Source organism: Streptomyces sulphureus DSM 40104 (assembly GCF_000381025.1).
GTDB classification, from domain to species: Bacteria; Actinomycetota; Actinomycetes; order Streptomycetales; family Streptomycetaceae; genus Streptomyces; species Streptomyces sulphureus.
This window is the reverse complement of the sequence record NZ_KB905824.1, coordinates 62,535-87,669: the sequence shown is the minus strand read 5'-3', so window position 1 is coordinate 87,669 and position 25,135 is coordinate 62,535. Positions and strand designations below refer to the sequence as shown.

The 25,135-nt window shown below is 71.8% G+C and carries 26 protein-coding genes; 11 read left to right on the top strand and 15 right to left on the bottom strand.

Annotation, left to right across the window (positions count from 1 at the left end; translation table 11 throughout):
- Positions 1-69: 69 nt before the first annotated feature.
- The 5 genes from F603_RS0126670 to F603_RS0126650 all read right to left on the bottom strand — a co-directional run bounded on the left by F603_RS0126670 (position 70) and on the right by F603_RS0126650 (position 4,532).
- The gene (locus tag F603_RS0126670) at positions 70-933 is read right to left on the bottom strand and encodes a carbohydrate ABC transporter permease (protein ID WP_019548997.1); all 864 of its coding nucleotides are present in this window, start codon (positions 931-933) and stop codon (positions 70-72) included.
- Complete coding sequence (locus F603_RS0126665) at positions 930-1,886, bottom strand: carbohydrate ABC transporter permease (RefSeq protein ID WP_019548996.1); 957 nt, start codon at positions 1,884-1,886, stop codon at positions 930-932. The genes F603_RS0126670 and F603_RS0126665 overlap by 4 nt, the downstream gene beginning before the upstream one ends.
- Positions 1,883-3,181, bottom strand: coding sequence for an extracellular solute-binding protein (locus F603_RS0126660; RefSeq protein WP_026328738.1), 1,299 nt, complete (start codon positions 3,179-3,181; stop codon positions 1,883-1,885). The genes F603_RS0126665 and F603_RS0126660 overlap by 4 nt, the downstream gene beginning before the upstream one ends.
- Positions 3,182-3,466: 285 nt before the next feature.
- Positions 3,467-3,769, bottom strand: coding sequence for a DUF3039 domain-containing protein (locus F603_RS0126655; RefSeq protein WP_019548994.1), 303 nt, complete (start codon positions 3,767-3,769; stop codon positions 3,467-3,469).
- A gap of 127 nt (positions 3,770-3,896) precedes the next feature.
- Entirely contained in the window at positions 3,897-4,532 is a 636-nt protein-coding gene (locus F603_RS0126650) for a YqgE/AlgH family protein (RefSeq protein WP_019548993.1), read from the bottom strand.
- A gap of 300 nt (positions 4,533-4,832) precedes the next feature.
- On the opposite strand from F603_RS0126650, the gene murA reads away from it, so the two are divergent.
- Positions 4,833-6,158, top strand: a complete 1,326-nt coding sequence (gene murA / locus F603_RS0126645; protein WP_016908413.1) for a UDP-N-acetylglucosamine 1-carboxyvinyltransferase — start codon at positions 4,833-4,835, stop codon at positions 6,156-6,158.
- A 24-nt stretch (positions 6,159-6,182) separates the two neighbouring features.
- On the opposite strand, the gene F603_RS0126640 is transcribed toward murA, so the two are convergent.
- The 4 genes from F603_RS0126640 to F603_RS0126625 form a co-directional block, all read right to left on the bottom strand.
- A complete protein-coding gene (locus F603_RS0126640; protein ID WP_019548992.1) occupies positions 6,183-7,283 on the bottom strand; it encodes an ABC transporter ATP-binding protein in 1,101 nt (366 codons plus the stop codon).
- The gene (locus F603_RS0126635; protein ID WP_019548991.1) at positions 7,280-8,179 is read right to left on the bottom strand and encodes an ABC transporter permease; all 900 of its coding nucleotides are present in this window, start codon (positions 8,177-8,179) and stop codon (positions 7,280-7,282) included. Before F603_RS0126635 ends, F603_RS0126640 begins: the two co-directional genes overlap by 4 nt.
- Positions 8,167-9,063 (bottom strand): ABC transporter permease, encoded by an 897-nt coding sequence (locus F603_RS0126630; protein ID WP_019548990.1) that lies wholly within the window; start codon positions 9,061-9,063, stop codon positions 8,167-8,169. Before F603_RS0126630 ends, F603_RS0126635 begins: the two co-directional genes overlap by 13 nt.
- Positions 9,064-9,136: 73 nt before the next feature.
- On the bottom strand, positions 9,137-10,279 hold the full coding sequence (locus tag F603_RS0126625; protein ID WP_026328737.1) for an ABC transporter substrate-binding protein: 1,143 nt from the start codon (positions 10,277-10,279) through the stop codon (positions 9,137-9,139).
- Between the two features lie 296 nt (positions 10,280-10,575).
- Between F603_RS0126625 and F603_RS0126620 the strand changes: the two genes are divergently transcribed.
- A complete protein-coding gene (locus F603_RS0126620) occupies positions 10,576-11,313 on the top strand; it encodes a GntR family transcriptional regulator (protein WP_019548988.1) in 738 nt (245 codons plus the stop codon).
- Between the two features lie 66 nt (positions 11,314-11,379).
- Positions 11,380-12,027, top strand: a complete 648-nt coding sequence (locus tag F603_RS0126610) for an HAD family hydrolase (protein ID WP_019548987.1) — start codon at positions 11,380-11,382, stop codon at positions 12,025-12,027.
- A gap of 122 nt (positions 12,028-12,149) precedes the next feature.
- On the opposite strand, the gene F603_RS0126605 is transcribed toward F603_RS0126610, so the two are convergent.
- Together F603_RS0126605 and F603_RS0126600 are read right to left on the bottom strand one after the other, a co-directional pair.
- Positions 12,150-12,428: an HU family DNA-binding protein gene (locus F603_RS0126605; RefSeq protein ID WP_016908406.1), complete on the bottom strand. Its 279-nt coding sequence runs from the start codon at positions 12,426-12,428 to the stop codon at positions 12,150-12,152.
- A gap of 351 nt (positions 12,429-12,779) precedes the next feature.
- Positions 12,780-14,234, bottom strand: coding sequence for an NAD-dependent malic enzyme (locus F603_RS0126600; protein ID WP_019548986.1), 1,455 nt, complete (start codon positions 14,232-14,234; stop codon positions 12,780-12,782).
- 284 nt (positions 14,235-14,518) lie between these two features.
- On the opposite strand from F603_RS0126600, the gene F603_RS0126595 reads away from it, so the two are divergent.
- The gene (locus F603_RS0126595) at positions 14,519-14,725 is read left to right on the top strand and encodes a cold-shock protein (protein ID WP_019548985.1); all 207 of its coding nucleotides are present in this window, start codon (positions 14,519-14,521) and stop codon (positions 14,723-14,725) included.
- Positions 14,726-15,045: 320 nt separating this feature from the next.
- Here F603_RS0126595 and F603_RS0126590 read toward each other — a convergent pair whose 3' ends face one another.
- Together F603_RS0126590 and F603_RS35265 are read right to left on the bottom strand one after the other, a co-directional pair.
- Positions 15,046-17,385, bottom strand: a complete 2,340-nt coding sequence (locus F603_RS0126590) for a HelD family protein (protein ID WP_019548984.1) — start codon at positions 17,383-17,385, stop codon at positions 15,046-15,048.
- A gap of 33 nt (positions 17,386-17,418) precedes the next feature.
- The gene (locus F603_RS35265; protein ID WP_019548983.1) at positions 17,419-17,595 is read right to left on the bottom strand and encodes a hypothetical protein; all 177 of its coding nucleotides are present in this window, start codon (positions 17,593-17,595) and stop codon (positions 17,419-17,421) included.
- 363 nt (positions 17,596-17,958) lie between these two features.
- Here F603_RS35265 and F603_RS0126580 point away from each other — a divergent pair, with 363 nt between their 5' ends.
- Together F603_RS0126580 and F603_RS0126575 are read left to right on the top strand one after the other, a co-directional pair.
- Positions 17,959-18,933, top strand: coding sequence for a trypsin-like serine peptidase (locus F603_RS0126580; protein WP_019548982.1), 975 nt, complete (start codon positions 17,959-17,961; stop codon positions 18,931-18,933).
- A gap of 101 nt (positions 18,934-19,034) precedes the next feature.
- Positions 19,035-19,259, top strand: coding sequence for a hypothetical protein (locus tag F603_RS0126575; protein ID WP_019548981.1), 225 nt, complete (start codon positions 19,035-19,037; stop codon positions 19,257-19,259).
- 5 nt (positions 19,260-19,264) lie between these two features.
- On the opposite strand, the gene F603_RS0126570 is transcribed toward F603_RS0126575, so the two are convergent.
- A complete protein-coding gene (locus tag F603_RS0126570) occupies positions 19,265-19,747 on the bottom strand; it encodes a DUF4190 domain-containing protein (protein WP_019548980.1) in 483 nt (160 codons plus the stop codon).
- A gap of 99 nt (positions 19,748-19,846) precedes the next feature.
- On the opposite strand from F603_RS0126570, the gene F603_RS0126565 reads away from it, so the two are divergent.
- On the top strand, positions 19,847-20,572 hold the full coding sequence (locus F603_RS0126565; RefSeq protein WP_026328736.1) for a class I SAM-dependent methyltransferase: 726 nt from the start codon (positions 19,847-19,849) through the stop codon (positions 20,570-20,572).
- Positions 20,573-20,627: 55 nt separating this feature from the next.
- On the opposite strand, the gene F603_RS0126560 is transcribed toward F603_RS0126565, so the two are convergent.
- Positions 20,628-21,323, bottom strand: coding sequence for a type 1 glutamine amidotransferase domain-containing protein (locus F603_RS0126560; RefSeq protein ID WP_019548978.1), 696 nt, complete (start codon positions 21,321-21,323; stop codon positions 20,628-20,630).
- Positions 21,324-21,759: 436 nt separating this feature from the next.
- Between F603_RS0126560 and F603_RS0126555 the strand changes: the two genes are divergently transcribed.
- The 4 genes from F603_RS0126555 (at position 21,760) to F603_RS0126545 (ending at position 25,070) form a co-directional block, all read left to right on the top strand.
- A complete protein-coding gene (locus F603_RS0126555) occupies positions 21,760-22,995 on the top strand; it encodes a PP2C family protein-serine/threonine phosphatase (RefSeq protein ID WP_019548977.1) in 1,236 nt (411 codons plus the stop codon).
- 125 nt (positions 22,996-23,120) lie between these two features.
- The gene (locus F603_RS36415) at positions 23,121-23,480 is read left to right on the top strand and encodes a Scr1 family TA system antitoxin-like transcriptional regulator (protein ID WP_342665936.1); all 360 of its coding nucleotides are present in this window, start codon (positions 23,121-23,123) and stop codon (positions 23,478-23,480) included.
- The gene (locus F603_RS0126550) at positions 23,477-23,692 is read left to right on the top strand and encodes a DUF397 domain-containing protein (protein ID WP_019548976.1); all 216 of its coding nucleotides are present in this window, start codon (positions 23,477-23,479) and stop codon (positions 23,690-23,692) included. Before F603_RS36415 ends, F603_RS0126550 begins: the two co-directional genes overlap by 4 nt.
- 184 nt (positions 23,693-23,876) lie before the next feature.
- A complete protein-coding gene (locus tag F603_RS0126545) occupies positions 23,877-25,070 on the top strand; it encodes a hypothetical protein (RefSeq protein WP_019548975.1) in 1,194 nt (397 codons plus the stop codon).
- The last annotated feature ends 65 nt before the right edge of the window (positions 25,071-25,135 follow it).

Here is a 25,135-nt window from a genome sequence, read left to right as displayed (position 1 = left end):
AACCCCCGGCTCACGCCGCGGGTTTCCACACGACTTTCCCGCGCCCGGCGCCCACTTCTCACACGATCCTCACTTCACGGCGCCCCCCAACCCCGAGACGAGACGCCGGTGCACGAGCACGAAGAAGAGCAGCACCGGCAGCGTCATTACCGTCGAACCGGCCATCACGCCGCCCCAGTCGGGGGTCTCGTTGTCGAAGAAGACGAGGAGCGCCATCGGCAGCGTCGAGTTTTCGGTGGCGCTGATGATGAAGGATTTCGCGAAGAGGAAATCGTTCCAGGTGGAGATGAAGGAGAAGACCGAGGTGGCGACGAGCCCGGGCAACACCAGCGGGAAGAGGATCTGCCAGAGGAACCTCGCGCGGCTCGCCCCGTCGATGAACGCCTGCTCCTCCAGCGCCTCGGGCACCGCCTTGACGAACCCGCGCAGCATCCAGACGGCGAAGGGGAGCGAGAAGGCGAGGTGCGGAATGATCAGCGAGAAGAGCGAGTTGAGCACCCCGAGGTCGCGCATGAGGAAGAACATCGGGATCGTCAGCGCCTCGATCGGCACCATCTGCGCGACGAGGAACATCACGAGCACCGACGTCCGCAGCCGGAACCGGAACCGGACGACGGCGACGGCCGCGAGGAAGGCGATCAGCGCCGAGGCGAGCACGACGGTGCCCGCGACGGCGAGGCTGTTGAGGAAGTACCGCCCGAAATCCTGCTGTTCGAAGACGCGCCGGAACGAGTCGAGGGTGGGCTCCAGCGTCCAGGGCAGCGGCCGGTCGGAGCGGACCTCGCCGGCCGGCTTGAACGCGGAGAGCACCATCCAGTAGAGCGGGAACGCCACCAGCACCGCGACGACCACGGCGACCGCCTCGGCGAGCGCGCGCCGCGGCTTCCGCAGCCCCCGCCGCCCCCGTACGGGCCCGCTCGGCACCGCCGTCACAGCTCCTCACCTCCGCGTCGCAGCAGCCGCAGGTAGACGAGGACCACGGCGAGCAGGATCAGCAGCATCACGATGCCGATCGCCGAACCGAGGCTGTACTGCGAGGAGGAGAACGCCTTCTGGTAGGCGTAGACGTTGAGCACCAGGTTCTGCCCCGCGTCGCCTCCCCCACCCGTCATCACGTAGATCTGCGTGAAGATCTTGAAGTCCCAGATGATCGACTGGATCACCACCACGACGAGGATCGGCCGCAGCATCGGCGCCATCACGCTCCGCCAGGTCCGCCAGAGCGAGGCCCCGTCGAGCTCGGCCGCTTCCAGCACCTCGGAGGGGATCGCGCGTATCCCGGCGTAGACGGTCGTCATCACCAGCGGGAAGGAACACCAGACGACCTCCATGAGGACGACCGCAAAGGCCGACATCCGGCCGTACGTCCAGGAGTGGTCGCCGAGCCCCAACACCCGGTTGACGGGCCCGAAGTCGGGGTCGAAAAGGAAGACCCAGACCGTGGACCCGGTCATCGCGGGCGTCGCCCAGGCCCCCGTCGCGGCGAGCATGAGGAGCAGCCGCGGCACGGCCCGGACACGCGTCAGCAGGACGGCGAGCGCGCAGCCGACCGCCATCGTCCCGAGGACGCAGGCCCCGGCGAAGACGACGGTCGCCAGCAGGACGTCCCAGAACTGCGGGTCGGAGAAGAGCTCGGCGTAGTTGCCGAGCCCCCGGAAGGTCGCCGGTTCGCCGCCGCTCACCTGTGCCTGGGTGTACTCCAGCAGCGAGAGGAGCCCCAACTGGTAGATGGGGTAGGCGAGGAGCCCGGCGAGGACGAGGAGCGCGGGCGCGAGGTAGAGCCAGGGCGTCCAGCGGTGGCCCTGGAGCGAGGCGGGGCGTGCGCGGCGACGGGAGCGCCCGCCGCCGCCCGCACCGTTGCCCGGCGGGGCGGCGAGGAGGCTCACTTCACGTAGACCTTGTCCATCTTCTTCGCCGCGTCCTCCGCGGCGGCGTCGACGTTCTTCTTGCCGCCCGCGATCTCCTGGAACATCCCGGGGAGGACGAGCGAGGCGTCGATCTCGCCCCAGGCGGGGCTGACGGGCACGAACTCGGTGCCCGCGTCGAGGGTTTCGACGAACGGCTTCACGAACGGCTCACGTTCCGCCACCTTGCGCCGCGTGTCGGTGAACGTCGGCAGGAATCCCATGGCGTCGAAGAGCTCCTCCTGCGCCCGCTTCCCCGCTAGCTCCTTCATCAGCTCGACGGCGAGCGTCCGGTGGGAACTCGACTTCAGGACGCCGACGTTGTTGCCGCCCGCGAAGGCCGGCGCGATCTCGCCGCTCTTCTCGCCCGGCAGCGGGACGACCCCGTAGTCGCCCTTGACCTCGCCGTCCTCCATCGCCTGCCGGTTGAAGTCGCCCGCGATCGCCATGCCGGCGCGCCCGCCCGCGAACGCCTCGACCGTCTCGTTGCCGCCCCACTGGGAGCAGCGTGCGGGCGGGCAGTTGCTGTCGTCGAGCAGGTCCGTGTACGCCTTGATGCCCTTCTTCGCCTCGGGGCTGTCGAGCGCCGCCGCGTACTCGCCGCCGCGCTCGTCTGCGAGGTCGCCGCCCTTGGCCCAGATGAACGGCATGGCGCCGTAGGTGTAGGCGCCGCCGACGGCGAGGCCGTAGAGCTTCGGGCGCTCCTTGCGGATCTGCCGCGCGGTCTCGGTGAGTTGGCCGAGCGTCTTCGGGGGCTTCAGACCGAGCTCCTCGAAGACGTCGGTGCGGTAGTACAGCGCCCGGACGCCGACGAAGAGCGGCGCGCCGTAGGTCCTGCCGTCGTATGTGACCGACTTCTTCGCCGTGGCGTCGATGTCGTCCGCGGCCGGCCAGCTCTTGAACTCCTCGCTGACGTCGGCGAGTCCGCCGTCCGCGACGTAGCCGGCAGTGTCGGTGTTGCCGTACTCGATGACGTCGGGGGCCGAACCGCGGTCGTTGAAGGCGCCCTTGATCCGCTCGGCCCTGGAGTCGATCGGGATGTACCGCACGTCCACCGTGACGCCCTTGTGCTTCTTCTCGAAGCGCTCGACGACGCCGTCGACAACCCGCTGCTTCGGCGCGTTGCCGACCTCCTTGAAGAGCCAGACCCGCACCGTCCCGGTCTTCTCGTCCTTCCCCGAGTCCTCCGTAGAGGTGGACGGCGCGCATCCCGCGACCGCCACGCCTGCCATACCAACCGTCGCCGCACACACGGCGATACGCGCGGACACCTTCACGGCGAGACCCCCAAGCCCAGGCATTGCACACAGTGCAATGCGTGTTTCGCACCGCACAACTCCCGCAGGAGGCTAGGGCGAGCAGCCGACCCCCACAAGAGGTCTCGACCAATCCGTGAACCGTCCGAACTCCACACGCATGCACGGGAGTTCGCACACCGAATTGCCGAGGCACACAAAAAACGGTGCGCCGCGCATCCCTCGCACAGAGGGAGCGCGGCGCACCGCCGAGCCTTTGCGAACCGGTCTCAAGGGACGGGCCTCCGCCGAGCGCGGAGCACCCGGCTATTTCTTGCCGTCGCCCTTGCCGCCCTTGTCGCCCTTGCCGCCGTCGGCGCCCATCGTCTCGTAGATCTCCTTGCACATCGGACAGACCGGGTACTTCTTCGGGTCGCGGCCCGGCACCCAGACCTTTCCGCAGAGCGCGACGACGGGGGTGCCCTCCATCGCGCTCGACATGATCTTGTCCTTCTGGACATAGTGGGCGAACCGCTCGTGGTCGCCGTCTCCGTGCGAGGTCTGCGGGGTCGGCTCGACGAGAGTGCCGGTGCCCGTCCCGCGCTCGGGTTCAGACTCAAAAGTGCTCATGCGATCCAAGGGTACTCAAGGCACAAGCAGCCGTGGGGCACGCGCGGACGGCTGCGCCGCGACGCGGTCGACCGCGCCCGCGTGCGGCGCGTCACACCGGCCCGGCCGACCGGTTCACCTTCGAACGTCAGTTGAGCGAGGGGTCGTCCGGATACGTGGCGACCATCGCCAGCTCGCCCCGCTGCCGCCGCAGCACCGAGCGCCACAGCCCCTCGGGCGCGGGCGAGGAGACGTCCCCCGGCTCGGAGTCGACGACGTACCAGGCGCCGTCGCCGAGTTCGTTCTCCAACTGGCCCGGACCCCAGCCGGCGTACCCCGCGAAGATCCGCAACGAGCCCAGCTCGGCGGCGAGCAGCTCGGGCGGCGCCTCCAGGTCCACGAGACCGATCGCCCCGTGCACCCGCCGCCACCCCAGCGGCCCGTCGCCCGCGACTCCGTCGGCGGCCTCCTCGTCCGCCGCGCCGGCGTCCGGCGGCTCCGCGCTCCGCTCCCGGCCGCCGCCGAAGGGCACGACGGCCACCCCCAACGCGGCGTCGAGCGAGACGGGGCCGCCGTGGAAGACGACGCCGGGCTCCCCCGCGAGCGCGGCCCACGGCCGGAGGATCTCGCCGACGTCGACAGGGGTCGGCCGGTTGAGGACCACGCCGAGCGAGCCCTCCTCGTCGTGGTCGAGGAGGAGGACTACGGCCCGGTCGAAGTTCGGGTCGGCGAGCGCCGGCGTGGCCACAAGGAGCCGGCCGGTGAGCGAGGACGCCTCGGTCATGGGCCAATGATCCCGCACCCGGGCGCCCCGCGGGAGGCAACCGCCGGATCGGGGCGAACAACTCTGCGACCCCGGAAGCCGTATGTAAACCCGTGCACACTAAGAGTGTTGACGACTCCTCGCCGCCTTCCCCCTACCGCACGGGCGTACGCAGCGCGGCATCAACCGGATTACGATGACGTTTTGGCTCGGGCCCGCCCCGGTGCACGGCGCCACCGGCCGCCCGCCCGAGCCGAGAACCGCCGAGCAGCCCCGAACCAGCACGCCACTGCCCAACCAGCCACAGGAACGCGGAGATCCATGACCAGCCCTGCCGATGTCCTGCTCGTCCACGGCGGTGCGCCGCTGGAGGGCGAGATCCGTGTCCGAGGCGCGAAGAACCTCGTGCCGAAGGCGATGGTCGCAGCGCTGCTCGGCAGCGGGCCGAGCCGGCTGCGCAACGTCCCCGACATCAGGGACGTCCGCGTGGTCCGCGGCCTTCTCCAGCTCCACGGCGTCACCGTGCTCTCCGGCGAGGAGCCGGGCGAGCTCGTCCTCGACCCGTCGCACGTCGAGTCGGCGAACGTCGCCGACATCGACGCGCACGCCGGGTCCTCCCGCATCCCGATCCTCTTCTGCGGGCCGCTCCTCCACCGCCTCGGCCACGCCTTCATCCCCGGGCTCGGCGGCTGCGACATCGGGGGCCGCCCCGTCGACTTCCACTTCGATGTCCTTCGCCAGTTCGGCGCGACGATCGAGAAGCGCGCAGACGGCCAGTACCTCGAGGCACCGCAGCGCCTGCGCGGCACCAAGATCGAGCTGCCCTACCCGTCGGTCGGCTCCACCGAGCAGGTCCTGCTGACGGCAGTGCTCGCCGAGGGCGTCACGGTGCTCTCCAACGCGGCGGTCGAGCCCGAGATCGAGGACCTCATCTGCGTCCTGCAGAAGATGGGCGCCATCATCTCGATGGACACCGACCGCACCATCCGCGTCACAGGCGTCGACCGCCTCGACGGCTACACCCACCGCGCCCTCCCCGACCGCCTGGAGGCCGCCTCCTGGGCGAGCGCCGCGCTCGCCACCGAGGGCAGCGTCTACGTGCACGGCGCCCAGCAGCAGTCGATGATGACCTTCCTCAACACCTACCGGAAAGTCGGCGGCGCCTTCCGGATCGACGACGAGGGCATCCGCTTCTGGCACCCGGGCGGCCCGCTCAACGCCATCGCGCTCGAGACCGACGTGCACCCCGGCTTCCAGACCGACTGGCAGCAGCCGCTCGTCGTCGCCCTCACCCAGGCGTCGGGGCTCTCCATCGTCCACGAGACCGTCTACGAGTCCCGGCTCGGCTTCACCTCGGCGCTCAACCAGATGGGCGCGCACATCCAGCTCTACCGCGAGTGCCTCGGCGGCATGCCCTGCCGCTTCGGCCAGCGCAACTTCCTGCACTCCGCCGTGGTTTCGGGCCCCACCCGCCTCCAGGGCTCCGACCTCGTCATCCCCGACCTCCGCGGCGGCTTCTCGTACCTCATCGCCGCGCTCGCGGCCGAGGGGACCTCCCGGGTCCACGGCATCGAGCTCATCAACCGCGGCTACGAGAACTTCCAGGAGAAGCTCGTCGAGCTGGGTGCGAAGGTCGAACGCCCCTGAACCGTCGGCCGGGCGGTCGCCCGGTCACCCGGCGGCGGACCGATCGGCGACCAGCACCGCGCCGTCGTGCGGGACGAGCGTGCACCGGGCCCCGGGCGCCAGCGCCGCCGCCTCCCGGCTGGGCAGGTCGGCCTTCACCTCGAGACCGGCTTCGGTCCGCAGGCCGAGCCGGGTGAGGCCGCCGAGGAAGGTCGCGACCTGCACGGTCGCGGTGCCGTCCTCGGCCGCCCGTACGGCGAGCTCCTCCGGCCGCAGCAGTACGTCCACCTCGGTGCCCTCGGCAGGCGCCGACCCGTGCACCGGCAGCCGGCGCCCCAGCGCCTCCACCTCCCCGCCGTCGCGCACGGTGCCGGGTATCCGGTTCATCGTCCCGACGAACTCGGCGACGAACGGCGTCGCAGGGCGCGCGTACAACTCGGCGGGCGGCGCGCACTGTTCGAGCCGCCCGTCCCGCATCACCGCGACCCGGTCGGCGAGCGAGAGCGCCTCCTCCTGGTCGTGGGTGACGAAGACGGTGGTGATCCCGGACTCGAGCTGGATGCGCCGGATCTCCTCGCGCAGTTGGAGCCTGACCTTGGCGTCGAGCGCCGAGAGCGGCTCGTCGAAGAGGAGCACCCGCGGCTCCACGGCGAGCGCGCGGGCCAGCGCCACGCGCTGCTGCTGGCCGCCGGAGAGCTGGTGCGGGTAGTGCCCCTCGCGTCCGGGGAGGCCGACGAGCGCGAGGAGTTCGGCGGCACGCTCGCGCCGCTCACGCCTGCCCGCTCCGCGCACCCGCATCCCGTAGCCGACGTTCTCGGCCGCCGTCATGTTCGGGAAGAGGCTGTAGGACTGGAAGACCATCCCGATGTCCCGCCGGTTGGCCGGCACGTCCGCGACGTCCTCGCCGTCCATCAGCACCTCGCCCTCGTCGGCGGTCTCGAAGCCCGCGAGGATGCGGAGCGCGGTGGTCTTGCCGCACCCCGAGGGGCCGAGGAGCGCGACGAGTTCGCCGGGTGCGAAGTCCAGGTCGAGGCCGTCGAGTGCGGTGGTGCGCCCGAAGGCGCGGCGCACGCCGCGCAGGCGTACGGGTACACCGGTGGCGTCCGGCGCGGTGCGGCCCTTGGCGATGGGCGCGTTGCTGGTCATGCGGTGGTCCTCCGGTTGCGGGCTCGTCCCCCGGCGATGTTGGTGAGCAGGAGCAGCAGGCCCCAGGTGAGAAGCAGGCTGAGCATGGCTGCGGCGACGGAGAGTTGGGCCTCGTACTCGCCGACGTGCACCATCCAGACGGCGAACGGCTCGAAGCCGAGCACGGTCGCCACCGTGTACTCGCCCAGCACCATCGCAAGGCTCAGCACGGCCCCGCTGACGACCGAGGAGCGCAGGTTGGGCACGACGACCCGATAGATCGTCGCAGTCCGGGAGGCGCCGAGGCTCCGCGAGGCCTCCACCAGCGTCCGCAGGTCGACGGCGCGGAGACCGGCGTCGAGCGAGCGGTAGAGGAACGGCAGCGACATCACGGTGTAGATCAGCACCAGGACCAGCGGGAAGTCCTTGTTCTGGAGGAGTTGGAAGGTGCGGTAGAAGGGCGTCGAGGCGAGCTCCTGCTCCCAGGAGAGAACGGTGCTCACCCCGGCGACCAGCGCGATCGGCGGCACGATGAGCGGCACCATGCACAGCACCTCCACCAACCGGCGCAGCCGCGGCAGCCGCAGCACCACCACGACCAGCGTCGGCACCATCAGCAGCAGCCCGAGCGCCACCGTGGCCAGGCCCAGCAGTACGGAGGTGAGCAGGCTGGTGGCGAGGCCGTCGTCGGTGAGGCCCTTGGCGTAGGCGTCGAAGCTGATCCCCTTGCCGGCGTCGTCGACGGTGAACCAGAGCGAGGCGGCCACCGGCACGAGGAAGTACGCCGCGGCGAGGAAGAGGACGAAGAGGCTGCCGACGCCGCGGCGTCGGCGCGCGGTGCGCGGACGGGCGGGCGGCGCCGGGCGCTCGGCGCCGGCGGCGGGTGCGGGGGGCGCTGCGGTCTTCAGGCCAGCCATCGGTTGCTCCGTCGTTGCAGCGGGATCTGTACAGCGATCACCAGCAGCGCGATCACGACCATGTTGAGGCTCATGGCGAGCGCGAGGTTCTCCTGCCCGACGAGCACGTTGCCGGAGAGCGCGTTGGCGATCTGGATGGTGATGAGCGGCACCGAACTGCCGGTCATCACGGCGGCGGTGGCGTGCGACGCGAAGGCCGTGCCGAACATGAGCACGGCGCCGCCGAGCAGCGAGGGGGTGAGCACCGGCAGCCCCACATGCCGCCAGAACTGCCCGCGGGTGGCCCCGCAGGAGGCCGCGGCCTCGCGCCACTGCGTCCGGATACCGTCCAGGGCCGGCAGGATGGTGACCACCATCAGCGGCACCATGAAGTACAGGTACGCGAGGACGAGTCCGGTGAAGGTGTAGAGGCTGAAGCCGGTGCGCGACAGGTCCAGGAGCCGGGTGACGGTGCCGGTGGTGCCGAGGGTGGCGATGAAGGCGAACGCGAGCGGGGCGCCGCTGAAGTTGGCGAAGACACCGGAGGCGGAGACGATCGCCTTCCGGAGTGCGCTGCGCCGCGAGTTGACCACCGCCTGGGCTATGACGGCACCGAGCACGGTGGCGAGCACCGCGGTGAGGAGCGAGAGCCGGACGCTGCCGAGCAGCCCGGTGGCGTAGGCGCCGGAGAGCGCGGTGCCCACGTTGTCGAAGCCGGGGCTGCTCTCGCCGGTCGCCGGGTCGACGACCATGAACGCCTGATAGGCGAGCGTCCCCGCCGGTATCCCGAAGCAGACGGCGAGGAAGGCGAAGAACGGTACGACGGCGGGCCAACGCATGCGCCGCAGGCGCCGGTAGGCGCGCGGCAGGATCGGGGTGGCTGGTGGGGCGGAAGAGGCAGGCATGACGGGGTCTCCTCGGGGGCGGGAGGCTCCACCGGGCCGAGGGGGAGGGCGGCGGCGGAGCCCAGGGCGGGTGCTAGCTGACCGCGCTTCCCCATCCGTCGCTGATCGCCTGCTGGGCCTCGGCCTCCTGCTTCAGGGTGGGGAACTCAGGCGTGCCGTCCACCTCGGGGAGCTTCGCCGCCGTCTTCTTGTCGGCGGTGCCGTCCTTCTCCATCTGCTCCAACAGTGCGGGCCGCGAGTAGCCCTTGAGCCAGATGTTCTGGCCGTCCTCGCTGTACAGGAACTCCAACCAGAGCCGGGCGGCGGCCGGGTGGGGCGCGTACTTGTTGACGCCCTGGTTGTAGTACTGCGAGTACTCGCCGTCGGAGGGGACGGTCACCTGCCAGTCGACGCCCTTGGGCTTGAGGGACTCCCCGTAGCCGAGGTTGAGGTAGTCCCAGTCGATCGAGATCGGCGTCTCGCCCTTCTGGATGGTGGCCTTGGTGGACTCGACGGGGACGTAGTTGCCGCGCTGCTTGAGCTTCTTGAAGAACTCCAGCCCGGGGCCCACGTCGTCGAAGCTGCCACCGTTGGCGAGGGAGGCGGCGAAGACGGCGGAGAAGGCCGAACTCGACTCGTTCGGGTTGCCGTTGAGGGCGACCTTGTTCTTGTAGGCGGGCTTGAGCAGGTCGGCGAAGGTTTCGGGGCACTTCGCGACGGCTGCGGCGTCGCACCCGATCGACACGTAGCCGCCGTAGTTGTTGAGGTAGGAGGCGTCCGACTGCTTCTGGGAGTCGGGTATCCCCTCCCAGTCGGCCACCTTGTAGGGGGCGAGCAGCTTCTTCGCCTTCGCCGACTGCATGAAGGAGGTACCCAGGTCGAGCGCGTCCACGGCGCGGTCCTGGCCCTTGCGCTTGGCGGCCGCGTTGAGGGCGCCCTGGCTGGTGCCGCCCGGGTCCTCGTTGTTGACCTTGATGCCGTACTTCTTCTCGAAGGCCGAGATCATCTCGCCGTAGTTGGCCCAGGTCGGGGCGAGCGCGTAGACGTTCAGCTCGCCCTCCTCCTTCGCCGCCGCCTCCAGTTCGTCCATGCCGCCGAAGTCGGCGGCCGAACGCGCGCTCGCCGCCTTGCTGTCGGCGCCCTGGTCCGGCGCTGATCCGCAGCCGGTTGCGGTGGCGGTCAGTGCGATCACCGCGAGCGCAGCGGTCAAATAACGGCTTCTATGGTCTGCCTTCACGTCCTGCTCCTGCTTCCGCTGACGGTAGCCTGTACAGACAAGTGCGAGTTGGATTAGAAGGAAACTAGCAGACCCAACTCCCAGAGCAAACGCACACCCGGTTAAAAAGCAGCAGCTCAAAGCGGTACATTCGAAGAGGTTTAGCGCGCACCAAAGCGGTTACAAGCATCGCCCACGTTATGTCGGCATGCGTCCGCTGCGCACAGATGACAGGATCAGCAAGCCCCTGCCGCAGCGATCGGGCCGGCGGGGGCGTACAGCAGAACGTCGCCCAGCGTCGGCACCCGAGGAGCCAGATGACCCGCCGTCACCAGCAGATCGCCGACGACCTGCGCAGCGCCATCGCCGACGGCCGCTACCCGGTCGGCTCGGCCCTGCCGTCGGACGCCGAACTCGCCGCCGCGTACGACGCCTCGCGCGGCACCGTGCGGCAGGCCGTCTCCGCGCTGCTCGCCGAAGGGATGATCGGCTCCCGCCAGGGCGCCAGGCGGATGGTGCTGACCACCACCCCGAGCCAGAGCTTCACCGAACTACGCAGCTTCGCCCAGTGGGCGGCGTCCGGCGGGCACACCGCCGGCGGCCTGGTTCTGGAGTCGGCGTGGGAGGCGGCCGGCGGCGACATCGCGGCACGGCTCCAAGTGCCCACCGGCGCAAGGGTCTTCCGGGTACTGCGGGTGCGCACCCTGGACGGCGACCCCGTGCTGCTGGAACGGGCCGTCTACGCCGACTGGATCGGCACCGCCGTCGAGAAACTCCCGCCGGACTGCGTCTCCGTGACCCGCCGGCTGCACGAGGACACCGGCCTCGTCTTCACCCACGGCGAACACCACATCGACGCGCTCGCCGCCGGCACCCTGGAGGCGCGGCACCTCCGGCTCCGCCGCGGCAACCCGCTGCTGCGGGTGCGCCGCACGACAACCGCCCAGGACGGCCGCCCGGTCGAGACCTCGGACGACCGATACCGGCCCGGCTCGGTGGCGTTCACGGTCCGCAACTCCCTCCAGGCCAACTCGCTCACCCGCACCGAGGGTTGAGCCCCGTCCCGCGCCACCTCCGACCGCCCCAGTACGCCCCGCACCGAGACCGAAGAGCGAGTCCCCATGCCCACCTTCCCCGCCGCCCTGCTCTGCGACATGGACGGCACCCTCGTCGACACCGAGCAGCACTGGCTCGACTCCGTCGCGGAACTCCTGGCCGCCCACGGGGAATCACCCGGCGATGAGACGCTGCTGCACTACGCCGGGCTGCCCTTCGACACGGCGGTACCGCAACTGGCCGCACACCTGCCGTTCAGCGTCGAGGAGACGGCCAGGCGGCTCGACGCCGCGTTCATGCTCCGGATCGCCGCTGGTGTGACCGCCCAGCCGGGCGCCGTAGGGCTGTTGGAGCTGGCGACGGCGCACGGGACACCCGTGGCGCTCGTCACCGCCTCGGGCCGGCCCGTCGTCGACCTGGTGCTGCGCACCCTCGGCGCCGAGCGGTTCGCCTGCACCGTCACCGCGGACGACACCGCCCGCAGCAAGCCGCATCCCGACCCGTACCTCGCCGCCACCGACCTCCTGGGCGTGGAGCCGTCCGACTGCCTCGCCGTCGAGGACACCCCGACAGGCGTGGCCTCCGCGCTCGCCGCCGGCTGCCGGGTCCTCGGCGTGCCCACGGTGCCGGGTCTGCAGGCGGGCCCGCGGACGTGGATACGGGACTCCCTCGACGGCGTGCGCTGGGAGGAGCTGCATACCGCCTGGGCGTGACCCGCGGACCCGCACACAGCGAGGGGCGGCCACCGGAGTACCCGGTAGCCGCCCCTCGCTGCGATGTCCGAGGCGGACCTGCGCGCCGCTGTGCGCGACGTGCGGCCCGCCGCCTCGGCCGCTCAGCCCTTGGCGGCTTCCTTGAGCTTGGAGCCCGCGGAAACCTTGACGCTGTAACCGGCCGGGATCTGGATGGGGTCGCCGGTCTGCGGATTCCTCGCCGTACGAGCGGCACGGTGGGTGCGCTCGAAGGTGAGGAAGCCGGGGATGGTGACCTTCTCGTCGCCCTTGGCGACGACCTCGCCGACGGTGTCGGCGAGTGCTGCCAGAACGGCGTCGGCGTCCTTGCGGGTCACCTCGGCACGCTCGGACAGAGCGGCCACCAGCTCACTGCGGTTCATATTCGTACTCCCGTGTTCTTCTTGCCGATGAGGCGTGAGATCGAAGCCGATGCTGCCAGGGCCCTCGGACAGTCCCCGGACCCGGGTCTGCTTTTAGACCCTCTCGCCCAGTGACGCATCCTGCCCCTACCTGCGGCGGGAAAGCCAATCCGGCGCCCGTGGACCGGCTTCGAAGACTGCGGGGAACGCCAGCGGCCGGCTGTGGTGACCCTCCCGGGGCCTGCGTCTGCGGGACACCCTAAGCGGGCCCGCAAGCGGCGGTGAACCGCGACGCGCCGCCGCGACGGCCGCGCACGCCGGGGCGCACGGCCGCGCACGGCTCACGCGCCGGCCGTCGGCGGCCCGCTCTGCTCACGCTCCGAGCGGCTCGCCCTCGACCGCGTCCTTCCCGCCGCGCGCCTCGGCCCCGGCCTGGGCGGCCTCGCGGACCGCGTCCGCCACCGCGCCCGAGACCTTCTCGTTGAAGACGCTCGGGATGATGTAGTTCGGGTTGAGCTCGTCCTCGCCGACGACGTCGGCGAGGGCGCGGGCCGCCGCGATCATCATGCTGTCGTCGACGACCTGCGACTGGGCGTCGAGCAGCCCGCGGAAGACGCCGGGGAAGACGAGCACGTTGTTGATCTGGTTCGGGAAGTCCGAGCGCCCCGTGGCGACGACGGCCGCCGTCTCGCGCGCCACGGCCGGGTCGACCTCCGGGTCCGGGTTGGCGAGCGCGAAGACCACGGCACCGGGCGCCATCTTGGCGACGTCCGCGCCGTCGAGCACGTTGGGGGCCGAGACGCCGATGAAGACGTCGGCGCCGACGACCGCGTCCTTGAGTGTCCCCGTGGCGCCCTCGGTGTTGGTGTGGTCGGCGATCCACCGCATCGGGGAGTCGGGCGCCGCCTCCGCGACGTCCTTCCGCCCGCCGTGGACGACGCCGTGGATGTCGGTGACGACGGCGTGCTCGACGCCGGCCTCCAGCAGCAGCTTGAGGATCGCCGTACCCGCGGCGCCGGCCCCCGACATCACCACCCGGATCTGGTCTATCCGCTTGCCCACCACACGCAGCGCGTTGTAGAGCGAGGAGAGGACGACGATGGCGGTGCCGTGCTGGTCGTCGTGGAAGACGGGGATGTCGACGGCCTCGCGGAGGCGGGCCTCGATCTCGAAGCAGCGCGGCGCGGAGATGTCCTCCAGGTTCACGCCGGCGAAGCCGGGCGCGAGCGCCTTGACGATCTCCACGATGGCGTCGGTGTCCTGGGTGTCGAGGCAGATCGGCCAGGCGTCGATGCCGGCGAAGCGCTTGAAGAGCGCCGCCTTGCCCTCCATCACGGGGAGCGCCGCCTGCGGCCCGATGTTGCCGAGGCCGAGGACGGCGGAGCCGTCGGTGACGACGGCGACCGAGTTGCGCTTGATGGTGAGGCGGCGGGCGTCCTCGGGGTGTTCGGCGATCTGCGTGCAGACGCGCGCGACGCCCGGCGTGTAGACCATGGAGAGGTCGTCGCGGTTGCGAATGGGGTGCTTCGACGACATTTCGATCTTGCCGCCGAGGTGCATGAGGAAGGTGCGGTCGGAGACCTTGCCGAGCGATACGCCGTCGATGGCGCGGAGTTCGGCGACGATCTCGTCGGCGTGCGCAGTGGAGCTGGCCGCGATCGTGACGTCGATGCGGAGCCGCTCGTGGCCCGAGGCGGTGACGTCGAGGCCGGTGACCGAGCCTCCCGAGGACTCCACGACCGTGGTGATCTGGCTGACCGCGGTCCCGCCTGCCGGGACCTCCAAACGGACGGTCATCGAGTACGAGACGCTTGGCGCCGAGCTCATTGCCGACTTCCCTCTGCTTTCGCTTGTGTCGTTGTGCTGTGCCGGCCGCTGGGCGCCGATCCTTCGGCGCCGGCGGGGCACATCGGCAGATCGTCCCACCTACTGACTGGTACGCGGTAACGAAACCGGTATGACGGAACTCATCTTCCCCCACGCGGAATTGAAGCAGTCGAGCGGAACCCGGTATTCCTTGCGTCGAAACCCGTAGCAATATGTAGGAATCCGGCATATCGGCCCTAGGATCGGCCCGCACACGCCAGATGCACCCATGGGAGATCCAGAAAATGGTTCAGGGCACCGTCAAGTGGTTCAACGCGGAGAAGGGTTACGGCTTCATCGCCCAGGAGGGCGGCGGGCCTGACGTCTTCGTGCACTACAGCTCGATCAACTGCGAGGGCTACCGCAGCCTCGAGGACTCGCAGCGCGTCGAGTTCCAGATCGCCGAGGGCCGCAAGGGCCCGCAGGCCGAGCAGGTCCGCGTCGTCGGCTGAAGCGCCGCCGGCCACCGGGCAGTTCCGCCCGCCGGCCGCCGCCGCAGCGGCGCTGACCGGCACCCGTACCCCGGTTCCCGGACCTCCGCCCGAAGCGGGGGTCCGGGAACCGTCGCGCCAACGCAAAAAGCCCGGCGCGACGGCCGGGCGGGGAGAAGAAGAGTGACACCGACCCGCCAGCTCGCCTCGCGGCAAGTGGTCGCTCGTAGCGACAATGGTTGGGCCCGGGGGCATGGATCGGGCCGGTGCCACACTCAGGCTAACAAAGACCTCGGCACGGTGATTCCCCAGCGAGGCAACGGATTTGAGCCCCGCCGCGCTCACTCCGTGAGCAGGTCCGGGACACCCTCGGCGTCCGGGAGGTCGCGCTCCGCAGCGAGGACCGTGATCCGCTGCGTAGCCCTGGTGAGCGCGACATAGAGGATGCGGAGGCCCGCGGGGGACTCGTCCGCGATCTCGGCGGGCGAGGCGACGACCGTCGCGTCGTACTCCAGCCCCTTCGCCTCCAGGCTGCCGAGCGCGACGACCCGCTCCCCGAGCCCGTCGAGCCACCCCGCGGCCTCCTCGCGCCGGGACATCGGCACGACGACGCCGACGGTGCCGTCGACCTCGCCGAGGAGCCGCTGCGCCGCGGCGCGCACCGCCTCGCCCCAGTCGCCCGACGGCGCCTCGAACCGCGGCTCCGCACCGGTGGCGCGGACGGCGCGGGGCGGCTCGCTGCCCGGCATCGCGAGCGTGAGGACACGGTCGGCGACCGTCGCGATCTCGGCCGGGTTGCGGTAGTTGACCGTGAGCTCGAAGCGATTCCGGTGACGCTTGCCCAGCGCCTCGTCGCGGGCGGCTGCCGCCTCCTCGGTGTCGGACCAGGAGCTCTGCGCCGGGTCGCCGACGACCGTCCACGTCGCCCGGCGCCCCCGGCGGCCGACCATGCGCCACTGCATCGGCGTGAGGTCCTGCGCCTCGTCGACGATGACGTGCGCGTAGTCCCTGCGCTCCTCCGCCGCGCGCTCGGCCCGCTCGCGGCGCGGTGCCGTGCGGTCGGCGAACGTCGTCAACTCCTCGAGCCCCGTGAGCTGGTCGAGCGGGTCTGCCTCGCGCTTCGCGGGGCGTGCCGGGGTTCCGAGGAGGGTGCGGAGTTCGTCGAGGAGGGCGACGTCGTGGGCCGAGAGCGCGTCGGGGCCGCTCGACGGGAGCGCCCGCGCCAGCGACTCCGCGACGAGCGCCGACTCCTCGCGGGTGAGGACGCGGCGGGACCACCGGGCGAGGCGGTCGGCGTCGGCCATCGCCGCGAGGACGCCGCGCGGGGTCAGCTCGGGCCACCAGGCGTCGAGGAACTCCCCGAAGGAGTCCTCGAGTTGGACGTCCTCGTCGAAGCCCTGCCGCGCCTCGGCCGCCAGCTCCGGGTCCAGGTGCCTCCGGGGGCCGCCGGACGCCTCCCAGAGCGCATCGAGGAGGAGCCTGCGGGCGCGGGGGCGCATCAGGTTGACGGGCGCCGTGCCGCCGAGGACCTGCCTGCGCACCTGCTGGAGCTCCTCGCCCGAGAGCTCGATCCGGCCGCCGGCCACGACGACGCGCAAGCGCTGCGGCACCTCGTCGAGGTCGAGGGCGCCGCGCGCGGCCTTGCGCAGCACCTTCGCCATCCGCGCCGAGCCCTTGACCCGCGCCACGGGCTGCGGGTCGTACGCGTCGGCCTCGGCGCCCTCGACGAGTGAGCCCAGGGAGCGGATGGCCACCTGCCCCTCCTCGCCGAGCGAGGGCAGGACGCCCTCGGTGTAGGAGACGAGGAGCGGGGTGGGGCTGACGATCAGGATGCCGCCCGCGTAGCGCCGGCGGTCCTGGTACAGGAGGTAGGCGGCCCGGTGGAGCGCGACGGCCGTCTTGCCCGTCCCCGGACCTCCCGCGACCTCGGTGACCGAGGCGGCGGGGGCGCGGATGACGGTATCCTGCTCGGCCTGGATCGACGAGACGATGTCGCGCATCGTGTGGCTGCGCGCCCGTCCGAGCGCGGCCATCAGGGCGCCGTCCCCCGTGACGGCGAGCTCCTCGCCGTCGAGCGTGGCGCGCAGGCCGGGGCGGAGGAGGTCGTCCTCGACGCCGAGGACGCGGCGGCCCTTGCTGCGGATCACCCGGCGGCGGACGACGCGGCCGGGGGCGACGGGTGTCGCGCGGTAGAAGGGGGCGGCGGCCGGGGCCCGCCAGTCGATCACCAGCGGCGCGTAGTCGGCGTCGAGGACGCCGAGGCGGCCGATGTGGAGCGTCTCGGCGATCTCCGCCGTCTCCGTGCCGTCGGCGCCCGTGCGCACCGCGCCCTCGGCGGGCTCGACGGAGGTGTGGGCGCCGTCGGGGCCGCGGACGCCGTCCTTGCCTTCCAGCAGGTCGATGCGGCCGAAGAGGAAGTCCTCGAACTCGCTGTTGAGGCGGTTGAGATGGACGCCGGCGCGGAAGACCTGCGCGTCCCGTTCGGCGAGGGCTCCGGGGGTGCCGACCTGGGCGCGCTTCGCGGCGTCGTCCATGAGGAACTCGGCCTCGTCGATCTTCTCCTCGAGGCGGCGGTAGACCTCGTCGAGGTGGTGCTGCTCGCCGTGGATCTCCCGTTCCCTGAGGCTCTCGCGGTCCCGGAGACGCTGCTGCTCGTGAACGCTGTCGTGCTGCGCTCCCACGCGCCGGCCCCTTTCTGCTGGCTGAGGCAGCCGTCAACCGTACGCGACACGAAGGCCGCAGCGCACGCGCCCGCCCGCGCGCCGCGCGGTCCCTCGGGAGCGGGTCGGAAGGAGGCGGGGGCGGCGGCGCGCAGCGAGGTTCTCGATCCAGCCGAAGGCGAGGACGGCGAGGAGGATCAGCGGCCGGACGAAGACGAACATCCGGAACATGTACGTCGCCTCCAGCCCGTCGGAGAGCGTGGGCGAGTCGCCGATGAGCGGGATCTCCCAGGCGAGGTCGGGGAGGGGACGACGGCGAGGGGTGCGGCCTCGTGCCAGAGGCAGATCAGAGGGAGCAACCTTTCAGGGTCCGTGAACCAGGCGGGTCCGAAGATGGAGAGGCAGCTCCCCAGGTGCGGCGAGGCGACTCCTTGCATGTGCCCTGCGTCTCATCGGAGACCCTGCACCCGCCCCCAACTGCGAGGCAGCGAGGCGGCGTTCACCACCCGGGGGCAGGCGGTCTTCCGCGGGCCGCTCCGTCACCCTACGGTGTCGTGCGCCCAGAGTGTCCGGAACTTCGGAAGGTGAACACAAGTGCGCCTCTTTCGGCACGTCTTACTCTCTCTGCCCGCCGCCGCCCTCCTCTCACTGGCCGCGGTCGCACCCGCCTCGGCCCAACAGGCGCCCTCGCCGGACGGTTCGACGACCGCATCGCCCGCCCGCACGGCGGACGGCGCCCGAGTCGACACGCTCAGCAGCGCGAAGGAGGTGGAGGAGTACTGGACGCCTGAACGCATGCGCAACGCCCAGCCGTTGACCGCGGAGGACGCCGGCGCGAAGCGTTCCTCCGGCACCGCCGAGCAGCCGACGGGCACCCCGGGGGACACACCGGCGGCGGCCCCCTCGGGTGACGTGCGCACGAAGATCGACGAGACCCCGGTCGCCGGCAAGGTCTTCTTCACCAAGCCGAGCGACGGCAAGGACTACGTCTGCTCGGCGAGCGCCCTCAACAGCGACTCGAAGCAGATGGCGATCACCGCGGGCCACTGCGCCCACGAGGGCAACGGCGGCGACTGGATGGAGAACTGGGCGTACGCGCCCGAGTACCGCAACGGCGACCGGCCCTACGGCACCTTCGCCGCCAAGCAGCTCCGCACCTTCAACGGCTGGATCGACAACGGCGACCTCAACTGGGACGTCGCCATGGTGACCACCTGGCCGCAGGACGACGACAAGCTCGTCAACCGCACCGGCGGCAACGGGCTGAGCTGGAACTACTCGCGGGAGCAGGACATCACGATCAACGGCTACCCGGGCAACCGCGACAACGGCGAACTCCAGTGGTACTGCACGGGCACCACCTCCGACTCCGACGGCAAGCTCGCACTCGGCTGCGACTTCGGCGGCGGCTCCAGCGGAGGTCCGTGGATGCGTGAGTTCGACGAGTCCTCCGGGCTGGGCAACACCAACGGCGTCATGTCCACCGTCGACAGCAACGGAGTGAACAGAAGCTCCTACTTCGGCGACAGCGTCAAGGCGATGTTCGACGAACAGGGCCCCGTCACCTGAACCCGCCCCGCACGCCCCGGTGTTCACCCCGCCGCGCAGCCACTAGCGTGGCGGGGTGAGCGCCGTACGCGTACGGCTCCGCAACCGCCAGGGAGGTCGCCGTGAAGCGCTCCGGCATCCGCAAGCTCGTTCTCGTCGCCGGTGTCGTCGCCGCCGTGACCGCCGTCGTCGCGCTCCGCCAGGACACGGCCGAACCCTCACCGGAGCCCTCCGGGCCCGCCGAGAGCACCTCCACCTCCGAGGTGCAGCACGACCAGGGCGACGGGTACTGGACGGACCGTCGCATGAAGGAGGCCGAACCGGCGCCCATGCCCGACGAGGAGTAAGCCGCTCAGCCCACCACGACGGCGACGAGCAGCAGCACCAGCGCGAAGCCGATGAGCCCGACCCATCCCGTCACCAACCCGGTGACCGCCATGCTGCGCCCGGCCGCGACGCCCCTGTCCGCCTTCGTCCTCGCGACGGTGCCGAGGCAGACCGCGATCACCGAGAGCACCAGCGGCACGGTGAAGAGCCCGAGAATGCCGAGGACCATCGCCGCGACGGCCTGCCCGTTCGGCAGCGGTGGGCCCCAGCCGTAACCGGGGGCGTACGGCGGCTGGTTGGCGGCGTACTGCGGCCCGTACGGCGACGGCGCGGCCTGCGGGTACGGAGCGGCCTGCGCATACGGGCCCTCCTGCGCATACGGGCCCATCCGCGGATACGGGGCGTACGGCGACGGTCCCGGGAGCGCGTCCTGCGGTGCGGGCCAGGGTTGCGCGCCGGCGTCCTCACCCTTCCCCGCACCGCCGGGTATGCCGCCTTGGTCCGCCATGTCTCCCTCTCGTCGCTGCCGTCGGGGCGGCCATGCTAGTCCTGCCGCGCGGGCCTTCGCGCGGCCGTAGCCGAGACGGCCGGGCTTATGCTGGCGGCGATGTTCTCCCCCGGCGGCCCCACCGTGCGCGAACTCGCCGTGCAGGCCCTCTCGTCCGTCGAGCGCGGCTACGACCTGCTCGCGCCGAAGTTCGACGCGACCCCGTTCCGCACCCCCGAGCGCGTCCTCGACGCGACGGCCGCGGCGCTGCGCCCGCTGGGCCCGTACGCGCGCGGCCTCGACCTGTGCTGCGGCACGGGTGCGGGCGTCGGCGTGCTCCAACGCCTGTGCACCGAAGGCGTGGTGGGGCTCGACCGCAGCGCCGGGATGCTCGCAGCCGGCAGGGCGTCGGCCGCGGGCCCGGCCGAGTGGGTGCGGGCCGACGCGCTCGCACTCCCCTTCGGCCCCGTCTTCCAACTCGTCGTCAGCTTCGGCGCGTTCGGGCACTTCCTTGCGTCGGAGCGGCCCGCGCTCTTCCGCCGGGTGAGCGAAGTGCTGTGCGACGGAGGGCGGTTCGCCTTCCCTGTCGCCGCCCCGCCGCGACCGGGGTCCGCCGCGTACTGGGCGACGCTCGGGTTCGACACCGCGATGCGGCTGCGGAACGCCCTCCACCGGCCGCGCTTCGTCATGTACTACCGGACGTTCCCGCTCCGCGATGTCCTCGCGGACCTGCACGCGGCGGACCTGGTACCCCGGCTCCACCCGCTCCCCGACCTGGGCAGGCGCCCGGACGGCACACCGCGCGCCGCGCTCGTGGTGGCGACCCGAACACGGCGCGGCGCATGAGGAGTTCGCCGGACCCGGCACGACGGCGAGCACGGTCCCGGCGCCGACGGCCCGCTCAGGCCAGCTTGTTGAGGAGCTCCTCGGCGAGCGGCGCGGCCGAGGCGGGGTTCTGGCCCGTGACGAGCTGCCGGTCGACGACGACGTGCGGGTCCCACGCCTCGCCCTCCTGGAAGTCCACCCCCGCCTGCACGAGCCGGTCCTGGAGCAGCCAGGCCGCCTTGTCGGCGAGGCCGACCTGCGACTCCTCGGCGTTGGTGAAGCCGGTGACCCGGTAGCCGGCGAAGGCGTTGCCGCCGTCCTCGCGGATGGCGGCGAGCATCGCGGCGGGCGCGTGGCAGACGATGCCGAGGGGGGTGCCGCGGTCGAGCGCCTCGACGAGGAGGGTGCCGGAGTTCTCGTCGACGGCGAGGTCCTCCATCGGGCCGTGGCCGCCGGGGTAGAAGACGGCGTCGTACCCGTCGAGGTCGACCTCCTCCAACTCGACGGGCTCGCGCAGCTCGTCGAAGGTCTCCAGGGAACGGGCCATCGCGGCGGCGCCGTCCTCCCCGCCGTTGAACTCGGGTGCGAGGCTGCCCTTGTCGACCGTCGGCACGACCCCTCCGGGAGTGGCGACGACGACCTCGTGGCCCGCGTCCTTGAACGCCTCGTACGGCGCGACGGCCTCCTCCGCCCAGAAGCCGGTCGGGTGGAGGGTGCCGTCCTGGAGCGTCCAGTGGTCGGCGCCTGTCATCACGAAGAGGATTTTGGCCATGGTCTGCCTCCGGTCGTCTGCGGGGAGCGCGGCCGTCGGGCCTTCGCCCTCTGCACCGTCGAGCCCGACCGTAAATCGGCCCGGCCACCGGGTCCAACAGCGGCCCGGCGCGGCGGGTGGAGTCCGGCGCGGTGGGCTGGTAGCGCGCTCGCCTTCGCGCCGGTCCGGACGTCGGCGCGGCCGCTTTCCCGCAACGCGAGGCGTGCCCTGTTTCGGCATGACCGGGAGGGCAACCCGCGACGGGAGCGGAAACCCGCCCTCCGCGGCCCGACGGCGAGTCCGGCCGTCCGGCGAGGACGCCCCGGGTCGGTCGTCGTCGCATCGCGGGGACGCCGTGTGCACCTCGGCGGGCTCCGGACCCGCGGACCGGCGCGGCGGAAGCCGTCGGCGTCCTGGACCGGGGCCTCCCGGAGGAGCGGGCGTGCGACGCGTGCCGATGGGAGGTGCTCCCGTGACGGAGCAGAGCACGACGATGGCGGACCTGCTGGCTGCGGTCGAGCAGGCGCCGCCGGTCGACTCGGTCGTCGTGGTGGCCGACGTCCTCTCCGAGCAGGTGAAGGCCACCGAGATGTGCTTCCTCATCGCCGACCTCGGCGGCGAGATGCTGTGGCGCGTGCCGGCGCTGCCGCCGGACGGCGCGGGCAAACGGAACCCGGTGCAGGTCCCCGGCACGATCTACGACGAGGTGATGCGCAGGCAGCAACTGCGCATCACCGAGGCGCCCCGGGCCGACGGTTACGGCAGCGGCTTGCGTGTGGTCACGCCGGTGACCACACGCGGGGACGCCGTCGGCGTGCTGGAGCTGGTCATGCCGCGTCCGCCCAGCCCCTCGGAGGAGGAGCGGATCGCGCAGGCCGCGCACGCGCTCGCCTACGTCGTCGCCACCAACCGCCGCTTCACCGACCTCTTCGAGTGGGGCCGACGAAGCTCCACCCCCACCCTCGCCGCCGAGATCCAGCAGAACCTCCTGCCCGACGCGCTCACCGTCGAGGCGGGCCAGGCCACCGTCGCCGGCGGGCTCGAACCCGCGGGGAGCATCGCAGGCGACACCTTCGACTACAGCCTCGACTGGAACACCCTGCACGTCTCCGTCACCGACGCGATGGGCCACGACGAGGCCGCCGCGCTCCTCGCCACCCTCGTCGTCGGTGCGCTCCGCCAGACGCGGCGTGCCCGGGGCAGCCTCGCCGACCAAGCCCGCGCCGCCCACCGGGCCCTCGCCGACCACGGGCAGGGCGCCACCGTCACGGGGCAGCTCCTCCGCATCGACCTGACCAGCGGACGCGCGCTGCTGGTCAACGCGGGGCACCCCTGGCCGATGCGGCTGCGCAACGGCCGCGTGAGCGAGATCGAACCCCACATCGACCTGCCCTTCGGCTTCCCCTGGCACGGCGACTACCGGGTGCAGGAGGTGAGCCTGGAGCCGGGGGACAGGGTGGTGCTCTTCACCGACGGCATGACGGAGCGCAACACCGCCGACTTCGACCTCCCCGCAGTGATCGAACGCGACGCCCACCAGCATCCCCGCGAGGCCGTCCGCTTCATGACCAGGGCGCTCAGGGAAGCCACAGGCGGCGACCTCCTGGACGACGCCACGGTCGTCTGCCTGGACTGGTTCGGGCCCGGCTCCAGCAGGCGCTCCGGGGAGATCGGCGACCACACCGGCCCTTGACGTCGTCCGGCCCGGAGGCGGCCGCTCAAGCCGGACCTCGCGGAGCAGTTGGACGGACTCCTCGGCACGAAGGGGACGTTGGCGGTTGCCGCGGAGAACCTTCCGGAGATGGACAAGTAACCGGTGTGGACGGCGGAGTTCATCGATCGGGAGCGGGAGGCCGTGGCGATCGGGTCGTTCCAGAACCGCGTCGTGCCGGGGCTCGAGCGGCGGCTCGGACGGAACGTCAGGAGATCTTCCAGCGCAAAGAACCTCCGCCCGCGAGTTCCATCCTTTCCGAGGCGGTACTCCGAGACCGCCTCGGAGGAAGGGGGCACCTACCTCCAGCAGCTCCACGGTCTGCGTGTGAGCGCCGAACAACCGGGTATCACCGTGCAGTTGCTGCCGTTCGGACGGGGAACCCATGCCGGTCTCGACGGTCCGTTCGTGCCCTCAGCCCGGAAGACAGCAGGAGCCTGCTGGACCGTCTGCCAGGAGAGTCATGAGAAACACACAGGCCAGTCGCGTTCGGCCGGGACTTGCTTGGTTCAAGTCCCGCTACAGCGGCGACGAAGGCGGCAACTGCCTCGAAGTCGCCGCCTGCCCCCGCACCGTCCACGTACGCGACTCCGAGAGCCCAGACGCCCCCGCGCTCGCTCTCGCACCCACCGCCTGGCACCGGTTCCTCACGCACGCGGCCCCCGACCGCTGCACCTGACCCGCACCCCGTAGAGGACGGGACGCCGCCGCACAGCACCGGACGTACGGGCGAGGCGGCCAAGACGGTCCCAACCTTGGTCGGCCTGCCATGACTTGAGCCCGCCGAGCCCCACCCGGACGGAACCACCTCCCCACCGGGCGCAACCGCCCCCGACCCACCCACAACACCGTCGGAGTGCGCCGTGCACTACCGCCACCTGGCCACCCGCCTCTTCACCACCTGGGCACTGGTCGTCGCCTGCGCACGCCTCCCCGTCGCCATGGCGCCGCTCGCGCTCGTCTTCCTCGTGCGGGAGCGGCCGGGCGGGTACGCCGTCGGTGCCGGGCTCGCGGCTGCCTACGTCGTCGGGGAGGTGGTCGGGGCCGCGGTGCTCGGGGCGCGGCTGCGGCCGGAGCGGGCGCGTGGGCAGTTGGCGGCCGGACTCGCCGTCGGGGCCTGCGCGTTCGGGGCGGTCGGGGTGCTGCCGGGAGCGCATCCGGTGTTCCTGGGAGCGCTCGCCGCGCTCGCGGGTGGCGCGCCCGCGGCAGCGGGAGGCGGGCTGCGAGCCCTGGTGGTCGCACAGCTTCCGGAAGGTCTCGTCGTCAAGGCACTGAGCGTCGAGTCCGTCCTGACCTACACGCTCTGGTCGGTGGCGCCCGCTCTCGCGGGGGCGCTCGCGCTCGGGGTCGCGCCGTCCCTGCCGCTCCTGCTCTCCGGGGCGCTGATGGCCGCGGCGACGGCGGGCCTGTGGGCGCTGCCCGCCGGGTGGGCCGCGGAGACGGGTGACCGGGGAGGCGCCTCGCTGGCGCGGATGCTGGTCGGGGCGTGGCCGGTCTACGTCGTCGGGGCCGCGTCGATGTCGCTGCTCGCCCTCGCCGAACTCGCCCTGCCCGCACTGCTGGAGCAGCGGGCGCTCGGCGTGGGCTGGGCGGGTCCGCTCCTCGCCGGGTTCTCGGTCGCCTCGGCGGTCGGTGCCGCGCTCTACGGGCTGCGCGGCGCGTGGCCCGGGCCGCTCCGTGTCCAGGGCCTGGTGCTGCTGGTCGGCGTCACCGGGTGTGTGACCGTCGTCGCGACGGCTGCGTCGCTGCCGTGGATCGCGGGAGCGCTGCTCGGCGCCGGACTCCTCCAGTCCGGCGTGCAGTTGACGCGGTCCCTGTCGCTGCGCGAGTCCCTGCCGCCGAGCGCGCATGCGGCGGCGTACTCGGTGATGTACGCGGCGACCGGCGTCGGCTACGCGGCCAGCGCCGCCGTGGTCGGCGTCGCGCAGCGCGCGGCCCCGCCGTCGACCGCCGTGCTCGCGGGCGTGGGGCTCACCCTGCTACTCGTCGCGACCGGTGCGGCGGGCGAACTCCGCACACGGGACAGAAGAGTTGGGCCGCACTCGGTGAAGGAATGACGGGCGCCACCGCCCGGAGCCCCCCGGCACGCGTCTGCCACACTGGCCACCCCGCAGAACGAGCC

Excerpts from the sequence above, each read along its gene's own strand:
- F603_RS0126600 (WP_019548986.1), bottom strand. The coding sequence starts at position 14,234 with ATGAGCTCGGCGCCAAGCGTCTCGTACTCGATGACCGTCCGTTTGGAG.
- F603_RS0126560 (WP_019548978.1), bottom strand. The coding sequence starts at position 21,323 with ATGGCCAAAATCCTCTTCGTGATGACAGGCGCCGACCACTGGACGCTC.
- F603_RS0126620 (WP_019548988.1), top strand. The coding sequence starts at position 10,576 with ATGACCCGCCGTCACCAGCAGATCGCCGACGACCTGCGCAGCGCCATC.
- F603_RS0126650 (WP_019548993.1), bottom strand. The coding sequence starts at position 4,532 with ATGACCGAGGCGTCCTCGCTCACCGGCCGGCTCCTTGTGGCCACGCCG.
- F603_RS0126610 (WP_019548987.1), top strand. The coding sequence starts at position 11,380 with ATGCCCACCTTCCCCGCCGCCCTGCTCTGCGACATGGACGGCACCCTC.
- F603_RS0126570 (WP_019548980.1), bottom strand. The coding sequence starts at position 19,747 with ATGGCGGACCAAGGCGGCATACCCGGCGGTGCGGGGAAGGGTGAGGAC.
- F603_RS0126550 (WP_019548976.1), top strand. The coding sequence starts at position 23,477 with ATGAGAAACACACAGGCCAGTCGCGTTCGGCCGGGACTTGCTTGGTTC.
- F603_RS0126635 (WP_019548991.1), bottom strand. The coding sequence starts at position 8,179 with ATGGCTGGCCTGAAGACCGCAGCGCCCCCCGCACCCGCCGCCGGCGCC.
- F603_RS0126605 (WP_016908406.1), bottom strand. The coding sequence starts at position 12,428 with ATGAACCGCAGTGAGCTGGTGGCCGCTCTGTCCGAGCGTGCCGAGGTG.
- F603_RS35265 (WP_019548983.1), bottom strand. The coding sequence starts at position 17,595 with ATGTTCCGGATGTTCGTCTTCGTCCGGCCGCTGATCCTCCTCGCCGTC.
- F603_RS0126555 (WP_019548977.1), top strand. The coding sequence starts at position 21,760 with ATGGGAGGTGCTCCCGTGACGGAGCAGAGCACGACGATGGCGGACCTG.
- F603_RS0126655 (WP_019548994.1), bottom strand. The coding sequence starts at position 3,769 with ATGAGCACTTTTGAGTCTGAACCCGAGCGCGGGACGGGCACCGGCACT.
- F603_RS0126630 (WP_019548990.1), bottom strand. The coding sequence starts at position 9,063 with ATGCCTGCCTCTTCCGCCCCACCAGCCACCCCGATCCTGCCGCGCGCC.
- F603_RS0126595 (WP_019548985.1), top strand. The coding sequence starts at position 14,519 with ATGGTTCAGGGCACCGTCAAGTGGTTCAACGCGGAGAAGGGTTACGGC.
- F603_RS0126565 (WP_026328736.1), top strand. The coding sequence starts at position 19,847 with ATGTTCTCCCCCGGCGGCCCCACCGTGCGCGAACTCGCCGTGCAGGCC.
- F603_RS0126640 (WP_019548992.1), bottom strand. The coding sequence starts at position 7,283 with ATGACCAGCAACGCGCCCATCGCCAAGGGCCGCACCGCGCCGGACGCC.
- murA (WP_016908413.1), top strand. The coding sequence starts at position 4,833 with ATGACCAGCCCTGCCGATGTCCTGCTCGTCCACGGCGGTGCGCCGCTG.